Below are 12814 nucleotides of genomic sequence, written 5' to 3' on the forward strand. Positions count from 1 at the left end.
AAAATGGTAGCTAAAGAGGAATCGCTATTTTCGATTCCTCTTTTCTACTTTTTATGATGATACGACAAACTTTCCGATACCTCCTACTGTTGGACCTTCATCTCCACCGATTAAATCGGTACTCATTTGTATAGGATTGCCTTCTTGATTTTCTGCACAATAACAAGGTAATCCGCTTTCTTTTAGAACTGCAGAATCTGCTTGTAAAATGGTTAATGATGTAGGAATACGTGATTCCCAAGTTCCTTCTATAGTTCCTTCTATAGTTTGCATTTCTTCTGAAATTGACAAGTATAAATCATCATCTTGATCGATTACCAATCCTTGTCCATTCCAAATCTCTCCTGTTTCCATATACCAATTGACAGCTTCTTCAAATCCAGGGCGTACAGGAACAACAGCGCGCGCCATACCAGATTGTAAAAAGGCTTGAAATAATGGATCGGCAGCATCTGTTTCTTGAAATAAAGAAGTCCAATCTTTTTCACTTGCATAGAAATAAGGATAGAAAATGTATGCCATAATATCCCAATCAAAAGCTTGTTCAAAGAATTTTACGGTCGAAGCATGTACTTCTAACCCTGATTTTTTTATAACTTTGGCTACTCCAGTAGTAGCATCTACACTTGTGTAGTTGTTTTTAGCAAGTGAATGCCCTTTTTGCTCTGTAAGTAACTCAATAGCAATACGTTTTATTTCTCTTTTTTCTAAACTTCTATTCAATAATGGATTAAAGCTAATTCTCTCATTATTTACATCTTGAATTACTTCATTGGCTTGTTGTGCTTCATTATATTCTTGGACTTTTCTATCATACGCTTCTATAATAGCTCTGTAAGTTTCATTTTGCCATTGTTGTTTTGCTTCTTGAGATAATGTACAAATTACTTCTACAGTAGCATTGACTCCAAGATAATTGATAGCAAAGAATGAGAGCGCCAATTCTCCAGAGAATTCTTTAAAAATACTTCCTGATTGTGGTGTTAATGCAACAGCATTGTGATATAACTCATTTACATTATGAAATACTTGATTTCCAACAGTTACACTTATTCCTTGACCAGAAACTACATCTCCATCATGCATTCCTGATGCATGTACAGTTGCTCCTGTAGTATAATATCCTTCAGGAATAGAAAGTGTTTTATTCTCTGAATGTGTTTCGTGTCCATTATCAACGGAGTGTCCTGCATATTCAAAAGATTCATTTATGCGAATTGTATCCGAAGGTTTTGGCGATACTTCTGCTCCGTAATGAGCAGCTATTTCCTGATAATTGCTTTCATCAATATCTGTAACGCCATCTATTTCAAATAAAACAGCTGGATGTACAGGAGCTTCTGGAACAATAGCGCCAGAAACGTTTTCATCATTTTCTAGTTGTTTATAAATAGCTTCTTTAAAAAATTTAGATGGTTCTGGAATTGCAAATTCATACATCAATCGCTTTCCGTAGTTTACTAAGGAGTTTTTATAAATTTTATCAACCCAACGATAGACTCCAGTAACATTAGCATTCCCCTTGGTATTGTCATACCCATGAATGTTTTTCTGTTCAAATTCTTTTAAGATACGCGTAGTACGCTTCGTGCTTATTTTTTGTACAATACGTTCCATAGCACGTTCCGTTACTTCTTGCGCGTGTGTTTGTGCTTGTGAATTAGAATCGGAAATAGAACTAGATGAAGAGAAGTCTGCAAAAGAATCTACTCTAAAATCTCTACCAGCAATTTTCCCATTTACTCCTGCACTAGCTCCATATCCTTCTGATTGATCTTCATTAAGAACTGTAGCTATTTCACTCTGCATTTCATTACGTTCTGTAGTGGTTGTATCAGTAAGGTTTTCTACTTCACGTTCTTCTGTGCGCTCATTTGTAATATCTACACTATTCAAACTACGAGTTTCACGTTCTTTATATTCACGCGCCATCACATTTTCAATATGAGATACTTCTCCTGGTACATAACAGCATACTTCTTGTTCTACACGTCTAAAATCAGCAATCCCTAACTTACTTACTCCATATATACGATTAGTATTCACAGAAGCGTCTGGAGTTTCATTTTTTATAGAGATACAACTTTTAAAGTTGAATCGTAATCTTGCTCCAGCAATGGATTTAGCGGAAAATTCATAGGTAATTCCATTACTGAGTGTCAATTCTCCACTAAACTCTATTTCAATACCTTCACCTCTTATAATTGGATCGAACTCAAAGAAGACATTAATGTATTCTGAACCGCTCAGCATATTCTGAAAAGAAAGTCCATTTAGTATGTTTCCATTTGAGGTGTATTGAAGCTGAACATTAGCATCTGTTACTGTAATTCCTGATTCATCTACTCCTAATATCATACTAACTCCATGTTTTCCTGTCGGTAGTTTAGTATCGATAGCTGTAAAACAAAAAGGTGTTACTTTAGTATCAGAAACATTTAATGTAGCGCCACGAAGGCTTACTTTTTTAGCTCTACTTGTTTTATTGTATGTGCCAATTGTTTTATAATTTTCCTTTTTTTCTTTGCCAATAGCAGTATAAACTTCTTGGAATGTTTCTAATTGATCCCAGCCTTGCGACCTTATAATATCTAGAGAGGTATCTGAAATTTTATCTTTCAGATAATTTTCAGTAATCGGAGTTGTTTTTTGAAAACTAAAAGCTGGTAATTGTAAATCAGGATAGGTTTTAATTCTTGAAATTACATTTCCATTTTCATCTTTTTGCTCGATAATAGTTGGCGTTGCTTCATCAATAAGTATTTGTACTTCTTGTTGATGTTTTTTAAGTGTATTGTCATACAACTCTTGTTGTTCTTTAGTATATGTTTTCTCAACTTTACTAAGTTCGGCATTAAGTATTTTGTATTGTTCAATATGTTGTTTCGCAAGAAATGAATCTGCCAATCCTTGCAATTTCTTCATAGAAGGAGATACTTTTGCTGAAGTATACTGTGTTACATCTGCAAAAAGAACCTTGGAAATTACAACACTAGCATGTGCACGACGCGTAAATTCTTTATCCTGATCTTCTGAAAAAGTGTGCTCGCTAGTTACTGTAGTCGATAACGCGGTGAAAGCCTTTAAAAACTTATTTGCAATAAGTAGTTGAATACAAGCTTCTCTCACATATACTGAAGTTTTATTTACAGTTTGATAAATCAAGTTTTCCCAAACAAGTAATTCATTTTCCTCTATTAGTACTTCAACATTTTGAATGTTTTCTATAATTGTCACAAAAGAAAGCATATTCTTGTTGCGCATCAACCAGTAAGAAAAATCATATAATTTTTCAAAACGAGAACGCACTTCCGTTTTGGTCTTAAAGCTTGAAAAATTTGAGCTAACAGTAGCTAGCGCAACTTCTTTTTCTTCTTCTATTACATTTTTTACAGCTTCATAAAAAGCACTTTGAGTTTTATTGGGATGAAATACAAATCCTGGTTCTTTGTCTTGTGTTGCAATAAGTTGAGGATTTCGTAAGGTAACGAAATTGAATAATTGATTTTTAACTAGTGTTCTCATATATAAATATTAAATTAAAATGTTCTTAAAAATTGGACATACCTATCCTGTTCTCGAATAATTCATGATTATTCAGATTAAAATTGTGGCTGTATTTTTTTAGGTATAAGGGTGCGGCGGGTTGAATTCTTATCGAATATAGAAACAAAAACTGATATTTATACCGGATATTATATAAGCGTAACTAATAATTAATAAGCGTAACGTTTTAGCTAAAAATTATGTTAATTTTTTATCTTCATTAACACTAAGAGAAATTCTAACTAGCTTATGAATTGATTGTTTTCAACTCTTATGTGATAAAAAAGTGAATTATTGTTACATATAAACTGTATTTTTTGAATTTCTCCTGTAGTTACAGTAAGTTTTATTTAGAGAAAAAATCGTTCTATAATTATTGGATATTGTTGAAAAAGTTATATTAAAAACTTCAAAGTAGTTGTAAGGTTATGCATATACAATCTAAATTAATTTTATCATTAGAGATAACAGATTGAGTATAAAACCAAAATGTTTTAGGAAAGACATTAAAAAAAGCCCTCACATTTATGTGAAGGCTTGATTTACTTAGTAGCCCCAATGTTTCCAAAATCGAACTTTTTGATTGAAGATTTGAAGGCTATCAGTCAATTTGCAGAAGAACATAACGCATTATTAATCGCTTCCTAAAACATTGATAATGCAACAAGACCACAACAAAACAGCAGCATTTCAAAATTGGAGTAGTTACTTTATCATTAAAGATAGCATTCCACAGAAAGTTTCTCGTCCTTATATACTAAGTGAAGATCGTTTACAGATGTTAAAACGATATAGAAGTTATATAAATAACTATAACGATCTAGTAAAAGAGCATAATAAAGATATCGTAGCCTATAATAAGAAGGTTAAAGATTTTATAGCAACAAATAATCTACAACAACATTCGGTTATTGCTAAATCTAATTTTGAAAACAAAGAGTAACAAAACTCAAAAAATAAATGGTTAGCTATCCAAGATTACAACGCGCTAGTTGAGTCTACAAATGGAAACATGTTATTGCTAACCAAAAGAAAATATAGTAAGGTTAGCACAGCTCTCGAACGTACATTTGAAATAATACTATGGTTGTATGGAAATCAACTACGTGAACTTAGAGAGCATTTAAAAGACCTTGATGTAAATTTAGCAGTTACTTTCCCAAAAGTAAAAATTACCTCTACTGGAATAGCTCATATAACCAATGACGGTGAACGGCGAGTTACATACACTTCATGTACTATTCAGAATCATCTATATAGATTACGGGATGCAGGAATTATTACTGATTATAGCTTTCATGGAACTAAAAAACCTGTTAACTTCTTTATCAATCCTTCAATTTTTCAAATGCATGATAAGTCGTTATCTTCAAGTGAAAATCAATTGGTTACAGATTTTTTGACGAAAAAAGTTCGGGATAAAAGTGAAGATACAAGAACATTTACTAAAGAAATAATAAAGAAAGTAGGGAATGTTGATAACCATTCCCATGAGAAGGAAGTTAATTCTTTTACTGATAAAAAAATCAGCAAAAACAAGAAAACTTACAAGAACACCATAAGAGATGAATCACAAAAATTTTCCAATCAAAACGCAAGCAAACTAGGCGCGCACGAAATTTTCCCAAAAAATGAGTTATCTAAATATCTGCGAAATCAACTACAGTATAGAACTGTATTACTACAAGGGTTAACAGCACATCATTATGACGATTATAGTTATTCAGCATCTCAGATGAACAGGCGCTTAGATGTAGAAGCTAGACAAGGTTCGATGTCAAGAGAAGAATTCAGAGAATTACTTTTACAATTATTTCTAAAGATGGCTGCGCCTATTTGGAAAGGAATGAATGTGTATTATGGTAGTTGGCACAAAGCATACATTCAAATTGATGATGAGTACTTACGTAATCCTAATGGAAGTATTCCAAGAAAAGAAACATTACTATATATGTTCGGCTTTTTAGTGTATCGAATTAATCGCGCTAAACGTTTTTTTAAGAGTAAAAAACAATATTGCATCCATTATCCTTGTATATATTTTAATGTAACAAGAAAACTGCCAAGTGAAGGCGGTTTTGCTTATACATTGAAATGGTTGAAACAATATCAAAAGTATAAAGATTTACGCGCAACAAAGAGCAACAAAGAGCAACAAAAGCAGGTGCAAGACGCAGACAAAAAACAAACGAAGAAAAAGTAAGAGATCAAATCAAGCTTTATGTTAAAGGGAAAATTGCATTACCACAAGTATACAACTACATCGAAACTAATAAAGGTATTCCAAATTACTTTACAGGTGAAGTACCTAGATTTATAGAGATAGAGACTAATAAGGAGTTTGAGTTGTATAATTAGAAAAAACATACGTTCATAAAATATTTCTAACGCTTATTAAATAACTAAAGGAATTGAATCAGAACTTCCGTATATTCCTCTTATTTAGTATAATAACAGGAGGTTTTTATGAAAGTAAGAGAGATTTTATATGAAAATGAATATTGGTATGGAGTTGAAATTCATCAAACAGAGAACAGGATTGGACTTATCAAGGCTTATTCTCACTCTAAATGGTCTCATAAACATAAAAAATGGCTGTTTCCTAAAAATAAAACCTCAAGAACATTTTTAAAATCCATCGCAAGGCAACCAAAAAAAGAAGTTACATTTATTATTCTCAAAGGAAATAGACTCCGCATCACTTGTCATCCTACGCAAGAAGGGATTGAATTTATTAAGTCCCTTAGCTATTATTACTATAATTCAGCATATAAACATTGGACAATTCCCTACACAGAAATTAATATTGACACATTGGAATCGATACTTGAAAACAACTATAAAATCAATTACATTGATAAGAGAGAAAAAAGAGCTAAAAAGCCTTATAAAACTCAAATATTAAAAGAACATCAAAGAGATTGTCCTGATATTGTAATTGATAAATTAAAAGCATTACGTTACAGTGAATCAACTATCAAAATTTACAAAAGTTTTCTATCAATTTTTTTTACATATCACTATGCTTATCAACCTCAGGAAATTACTAATGAAATGATTAGAGCATACATGCGTTATTTAGTTCAAGAAAGAGAAATAAGTGAATCCTATCAAAATCAAATGATTAATGCCATAAAATTCTATTATGAAAAAGTATTAGGAGGAAAAAAACAAACCTATTTTATAGATCGTCCTAAGAAAAGTAAACCATTACCTGTAGTACTCTCACAAAAAGAAACAATTCAATTACTCAAATCTATTCCCAATTTAAAACATAAGACCATTTTAACTGTAATTTATAGTTGTGGTCTTAGAATCAGTGAATTAATTAATTTAAAATTATCATCTATTTATTTAGAAGAAAATAAAATACATATTGTAGCTGGTAAAGGTAAGAAAGACCGTTATGTGACTTTAGCTGAAAGAACTAGGAAACTCATAAAAATTTATACTAAAAAATATGCTCCAGAATACTATTTAATTGAAGGACAAAAAGGAGGAAAATATACAACATCAAGTATTCAAAAGTTTATAAAGAAATATTGTAACGAAGCAGGTCTTACAAAAAAAGTAACTCCTCATACACTCAGGCATAGTTTTGCAACACATTTATTAGAAAAAGGAATCAGCCTGCGATACATACAATATATATTGGGACATCAAAATTCTAAAACTACAGAAATCTATACACATATTACACAAACAGGTATTGAAAACATTAAAAATCCATTGGATGATTTTGATTTTGAATAAGAAAATTGTAGTTTTAAAAATAACTAAATTCTTAAAAGTAAATAGGTTTAGTTATAGTAGAAATATACTGAATTCGGTATATACATACGTTGTACACCATTTAAGAAAAACCGCAAAAATGAGTTGGGACATTGTACTTTTTAATTCAAAACAGAAAATACATTCAGTTGTGGAATTGGACGAATCTCAATTGGAACCGACTGATTTTAGCGGAATTTTGGAATCTTCTTTTGACCGAATTAATGAAAAAGACATCCATAGAGAAATTGTCGGAACTGACTTTACGATTGACTTTTTTGCAGACAATGAACAATCGAGCAATTTTATGCTCTCGCTATATGGAGAAAACGGAATTTATGCCTTAATTGAATTAGCCAAAAAACATAACTGGCAAATTTATGACTCTGGAGTTGACGGAATGGTCGACTTGGAAAATCCAGAGACAAACGGATTTAAAAACCACAGAAAATACGTTGAACAAATAATGAATCCTAAATCATAATGGCAGAAACAAGCGAACAAACATATGACTATGTCTGCTTTAGTGATTTAGCTTATGAATTTGATTTTTGTGACCTAAAAGAAGCTGAAAAGAAGATTAAGCAGAAATTAAGGTATTATGGACTTGGAGAATATGACCAAGAACGAGTGGAATACATCAGAAACCTGAAAAATGACTTGTTCAATGAGATTAGACTTTATGACAAGTCAGAATACTACATTCCTTCAAAATCGGAATTTGCGGAATTCACAGACTTTGACCATTTTAAAATGAAACGTGATTTCCAAAATAAATTTGGCAAAATAAGTGATTCAGATATGTCTCAAATTATAAATTTTGCGATTTATCTGTATTACATGAGATAAAAAACGGTATACAACAATGGCTATAAGTAATTGCTTGAGTCAGGTAAGTGCTAATCGGAATATTCTCCGAATATTCCTCACGCTGTGACTTTTTGCTATCTTTAATACTTTAAGCAACTACTCATAGCCGAGACCGTTGTACACAATTCATGAAACACCTAATTTACATAATTATAATTCTTTTTTCAATTCAAACGAATGGACAAAACTCGACTGAAAAAAATCAGTTTAGAGTTGACTTATTAACTGTTGAAAAGCATACTAAAGATACTTTAATTGGCTCAATAGTTGAAGTGTTTTCAGGAGAAAGAAGAATTGAAACAAGTATTTCGGACTTTGACGGAATTAGTATATTTTTTCTAAAGTCGAAAGATATTGCAAACGACAAAATTCGACTAAAAATTCACGGAATGAATTGCTCTGAATTTGAAATGGAATATGAATTGAATAACGATTTAAATACTAAAATTTATCTCGAATATGGAGAATCAGAATATACAAATCGGAATCAATTGATTGAAATGTACAAAAAATTTGATATACAACCAAAAATGTTTGAATGTCAAGTTATTGAACCCGAGATTATTTATATCGATAAAAATTGATAAAAAACTGTGTACAACATTGTATATAAAAAATTGCTATTTTGTGCTTAACCAATGGAAGTTGCTTTGTTTACTAGCTTCCGATTTTCCTTCGGAAAATCCTCGCACACAAACACGCAACTTTCCATATACGTAACCGTTAGCAACAAGCAGAACTAATCTTCGAAATTTATGAATAGAATTATACTTATAGGGAATGGTTTTGATTTAGCTCACGGAATGAAAACAAGCTACAATGACTTTCTTAAATATTTTTGGAAAAAAACTATTACAGAAGTCCATAAATTCGAAGGAAAAGAAATTTTCGAAAACGAAGACATTATTGTTAGAAACGTACCTTTACAATGGCTTCCTGGTTATGAGTATTCTAATTTAAAAAAAACACTTAAAGCTGCAAAATCCAAAATAGAATTTAAGAATATTTTTTTAGAGAAAATTTCAGAAAAAGCATATATTCAAAATTGGGTAGATATTGAGAATGAATATTATGAATTATTAAAACAATCTTTTGACAAAAGACTTTCTTCTAGCTACTATATTCAGCAACTTAATTCAGATTTTGAAAGAGTTAAAGATTTATTGGAGGAATATCTTCTAAAAATAGAACTAGAATTTGATAAAAGTGAACACGCTAATTTTTCAAGGACTAGACATCGAATTCAGCAAAGAATATATTCCTCATTCAAATTAAAAGATTTTTCAGAAAACTCACAAAATATAAAAATTGATGCTGAATATGCTGATTTTTTAAAAGATGCTGTACCGTTTGGAAAAGGAGACATTGATAGAGACGATTTATCAGAAAAAAGATTGGCACTTATACAAACAATTGGTGCTGATGCAGACAAAGAGAAATTTAAGAAACTAATTTTATCTCAGGATGCTGATAAGTTTTTCGACTTAATTCCAAATCATACACTTTTTCTAAATTTTAACTACACATTTACAGAACTTCATTATGAGTTTCCTTTTCATAAGTCAGAATGGAAAAACGGAAAAATTGCTGAATTTATTCACATTCACGGAAGTAATAGGAAAGAAGATAATAATCCTATCATTTTTGGTTTTGGAGATGAATTAGATGAGGATTACAAAAGAATTGAAAAACTTAACGATAATGACTATCTAGAGAATATAAAGTCAATTAGATATTTAGATACAGATAATTACAAAAGATTATTAGAATTTGTAAATAGCGGAAAATATCAAATTATGATAATGGGACATTCTTGTGGAACATCAGACCGTACATTATTAAATACAGTTTTTGAAAATGAAAATTGTGCATCTATTAAAACATATTATCATAACAAAGGAGATAGTAAGGATAATTTTAGTGATATAATTAAGAATATATCTAGGAATTTCAATGACAAGGCTTTAATGAGAGATAAAGTTGTAAATAAGACATACTGTGAACCGTTGAATTGAAAATTGCCAGTTGCTAACAATGTATAAAAAACATAGGGCATTTGCGCTAAACCGAAAGTTCTGTGTTTATTTACAAAGTCCGCTAAATATAAAATTTGGCGTTTATAAAAGAAAATATAAAAGCAAAATATTTATATTTGGCTTAGTACCAATCCGAAACGTATCGCTTATCACCTGCCCTACGTTTCTTATACTAAACGTTGTGCGCAATAGCATAACTTCGCGTCGTAGAGTTGGATTGTAGAGCGTAGTTGCGAAGTGATTTAGAACTTTGTTTTGGGAAAAGTTTGCAATTACTCAAGTTCCCGACAACCCCAAAAAGCGATTTTAGATTTAACGAAGTTTCCAAGACAGATTTACGTACTCTCGTGGTGAAAAATTAAAAAATCGAAGATTAAATTGAATTGCAATTTTGATTCACTCTGAGCAACTTTTCTAAACATGAAATTCAAATTTTGTGGTTGTAAATTTTCGTCTATGTTGTGGTTTGAATTTGCTCTTAAGTTAATTCAGTCGCTTGTTAGTAATTTTCACCAGAATCAATTGAATTAAGAAATTAGAAGATTTAAAAATCGCTTTTAGAGGTTCGAACATTTAATCAAAAGAAACTCTATAATCAAAGTTCAAAAAAGCTTTAAACAGCGCACAACAAACGCTATACAAAATATTGGTTTTGCTGGGTTAGGGAAGAGCAGGTCATTTAAAGAAGTTCGCCTGTTTGTTTAGTTAAGATTTTTAGATAAATTTAAAATCGAAACAAAAAAACTGGCTACAGCAAACCTGGAAAATCATTTTTCAAATTCCAATACTTTGCATAGCTGAAACGTTAGCTGTAATTGAGACAATGAAACTATTCAAATCAAAAAATCGAAAGATAAAAGCGAGTAATAAATCTCTCAACAATTTGTTTTTAGATATTGATACCATTTTAATCAAAAGTGACGATGTACACGAAGATAAAGCATTATCTAACGATGTGGTTTTGACAATTAACGAGCTATCTAAAGTTGAAGACTTCAGAAGACTGATTGCTATCAAAGAGCCTACCGAAGACTTTCATTGCATGTGTCTTGGAGATTATGCTATTGAGCTTTTCCAAGGAAATGAACTAAAGTCAACTATAGGATTTCATCATGGAGTTTCTATCCGTTTCCATCAATGGACAGGTGATGCAGAATTAAAATATCCTGATGAGCTTCTTGAACTATTATTTGATTTAGGTTTAACGGAACCCTTAGAACAAAAAAAGTTAGATTACGAACGTGTAGAAGAATCTGAAAAGGAATCTAATAACTGGCTTGCCAATTCTCCAAACAGTTTCGCAAAATATTGAAATGAAATAAATGACTTTGATGAAAGCTATATATCTAAGTTAAAAAGTGATTTAACAAGAGAATTCAATAATGAAAAAGACCTAATTACTGCACTGCTCAAGTCTTTTGGAACGAGCAATAACTTATGGTCTGCTTATCCAATGTATGAATCAGTTTCTCAGAAACTCCTTGATGAATATAAACTTGAATCAATTCTTGATTCTTTTCACAAATCAAGTACTGATCTGAAAGCAAAAATTGGTTTAGGTAGATATTTATTTTCGTGGGATTTTAGAAAAGAAATCAAAAAGAATCGAGAAAAACTAAACACCGAACTATTAAATATTCTATCTGAGGCTTTCAGTACTATCAATGACTCAAATGGAATTGAAAAAATTGAAAAAATAAAAAACAGCTAACAATTTGTATATTGCATATGCCGCCTTCGGCAGGCAAACGCAACATACAAGAGACGTTAGGCTTAATAAGAAAATGACACTCTTCGAATCATTAGAACATATCAAGAAAAGACCTAAAATGTACTTTCAGGAACCGTTGACATTAGCTCATTTAGAAGCTTTTATCTATGGTTTTGAAACTGCATCTGAATCGAATGAAATTATTTTTCCAAATAAAATGAGTTTAGAATATTTTAATACTTGGTTAACTGGAGCAATTGAAAAAACTCTGGCTGGAAATAGAGGATGGCGGAAAAGAATTGAATACGTAACAGAAGATGAGAATCAAGCTGTGGAGCTTTTCTTTGATTTGATATTTAAGTTTGCTGATGGAAAAGTAAAAATAACTCAAAAAAAAACTGAACCTAAATCCTTAAAATGGAGTCGAGGTGATGGAAATACAAAACTCGAAGATTTTCAAAAAATAGAGGAAATAATTGTACGATTTGAACTTTTGGAACACGAATTTTCTGAAACAAAATTTAAGATTGGATATAATGCAAATGATTTTAAAGTTTATGTTGAACCACAATTAAGAGGAAAGAATTTAAGAACATTTAGATATACTGAAATTGAGAAAAATTACTAAGCCTAACACGGTGTATAAAACATAGCTAATAAACGCTAAACCCATAGGTTTGTGTATATTTAGAAAGTCCTCCAAATTTTTAATTTGGCTTTTAAAAGAGAAAAAATAAAAACAAAATATAAAAATTCGGCTCTTTGTTTATCCGAAAAGTTAGTGTCTTTTTACACGCTACGTTTCATACACAAGTCCGTTAGGCGCAATTTGAGAAAACTTTGAACGAATGAGTATTATTCAGGAATTAACAGATAAATA

General features: G+C 31.0%; 10 protein-coding genes. 9 read left to right on the top strand and 1 reads right to left on the bottom strand.

All coding sequences use genetic code 11. From position 1 onward, the window contains the following. Positions 1-51: 51 nt before the first annotated feature. Positions 52-3525: a hypothetical protein gene (locus tag Q0828_RS22320; RefSeq protein ID WP_298426886.1), complete on the bottom strand. Its 3474-nt coding sequence runs from the start codon at positions 3523-3525 to the stop codon at positions 52-54. 679 nt (positions 3526-4204) lie between these two features. On the opposite strand from Q0828_RS22320, the gene Q0828_RS22325 reads away from it, so the two are divergent. The 9 genes from Q0828_RS22325 (at position 4205) to Q0828_RS22365 (ending at position 12562) form a co-directional block, all read left to right on the top strand. Further along, the gene (locus tag Q0828_RS22325) at positions 4205-4489 is read left to right on the top strand and encodes a hypothetical protein (protein WP_298426890.1); all 285 of its coding nucleotides are present in this window, start codon (positions 4205-4207) and stop codon (positions 4487-4489) included. A 69-nt stretch (positions 4490-4558) separates the two neighbouring features. Further along, on the top strand, positions 4559-5749 hold the full coding sequence (locus tag Q0828_RS22330; RefSeq protein ID WP_298426893.1) for a hypothetical protein: 1191 nt from the start codon (positions 4559-4561) through the stop codon (positions 5747-5749). Between the two features lie 263 nt (positions 5750-6012). Beyond that, entirely contained in the window at positions 6013-7299 is a 1287-nt protein-coding gene (gene xerA / locus Q0828_RS22335; protein WP_298426895.1) for a site-specific tyrosine recombinase/integron integrase, read from the top strand. 118 nt (positions 7300-7417) lie between these two features. Further along, entirely contained in the window at positions 7418-7801 is a 384-nt protein-coding gene (locus Q0828_RS22340; protein WP_298426898.1) for a hypothetical protein, read from the top strand. Continuing rightward, a complete protein-coding gene (locus Q0828_RS22345) occupies positions 7801-8166 on the top strand; it encodes a hypothetical protein (protein WP_298426903.1) in 366 nt (121 codons plus the stop codon). The genes Q0828_RS22340 and Q0828_RS22345 overlap by 1 nt, the downstream gene beginning before the upstream one ends. 149 nt (positions 8167-8315) lie before the next feature. Continuing rightward, on the top strand, positions 8316-8771 hold the full coding sequence (locus Q0828_RS22350) for a hypothetical protein (RefSeq protein WP_298426906.1): 456 nt from the start codon (positions 8316-8318) through the stop codon (positions 8769-8771). A 171-nt stretch (positions 8772-8942) separates the two neighbouring features. Further along, a complete protein-coding gene (locus tag Q0828_RS22355; RefSeq protein WP_298426909.1) occupies positions 8943-10202 on the top strand; it encodes an AbiH family protein in 1260 nt (419 codons plus the stop codon). Positions 10203-11046: 844 nt separating this feature from the next. Continuing rightward, positions 11047-11535 (top strand): hypothetical protein, encoded by a 489-nt coding sequence (locus Q0828_RS22360; protein WP_298426912.1) that lies wholly within the window; start codon positions 11047-11049, stop codon positions 11533-11535. 403 nt (positions 11536-11938) lie between these two features. Next, entirely contained in the window at positions 11939-12562 is a 624-nt protein-coding gene (locus Q0828_RS22365) for a hypothetical protein (protein ID WP_298426915.1), read from the top strand. The last annotated feature ends 252 nt before the right edge of the window (positions 12563-12814 follow it).

This window comes from uncultured Kordia sp. (assembly GCF_947496985.1).
In the GTDB taxonomy this organism is placed as follows: domain Bacteria; phylum Bacteroidota; class Bacteroidia; order Flavobacteriales; family Flavobacteriaceae; genus Kordia.